Source organism: Pseudomonas sp. UF-293, assembly GCF_058245595.1.
The window spans coordinates 1-389 of the sequence record NZ_JBSICA010000079.1; the positions used below are offsets into that span (position 1 = coordinate 1).

The window sequence follows — 389 nt, forward strand, 5'->3', positions numbered from 1 at the left end:
ACGCCAGTGATCGAGTTGGTGATCGGCGCGTTGCCGGTCAGCGCATCGTTCGCAGCAACAGCGGTTGCAGTGCCAGTCGTCTGACCGACGCCGATGGTGATGGTCTGACCGTTGGCCAGAGTTACCACAACTGGCGAGCCGGTGACCGGAGCACCAACGGTAGCGGTGTAGGTGACCGTCCCGCCTTCGGCTACAGAAGTATCAGCGGTCAGTTTGACCGTCGAAGTGTCGATGGTGTCAGTGACCTGGGTGATCGCTGGCGTGGTGCTCGGAACGAGGTTCTCGAAGTTGCCACCGGTAGCGCTGGTGATCGTTGCCTGCACGGAACCGGCATCTTTGTAGACGTCGTCGGACGGTGCCGGAACAGTTGCGGTGCCGGTGGTTTCGCC

Annotated in this window: 1 protein-coding gene; it reads right to left on the reverse strand. The window is 61.7% G+C overall.

Annotation, left to right across the window (positions count from 1 at the left end; all coding sequences use genetic code 11):
- On the reverse strand, positions 1 to 389 hold a 389-nt coding region (locus AC4IHP_RS27860), incomplete at both ends, for an immunoglobulin-like domain-containing protein (RefSeq protein ID WP_490833291.1).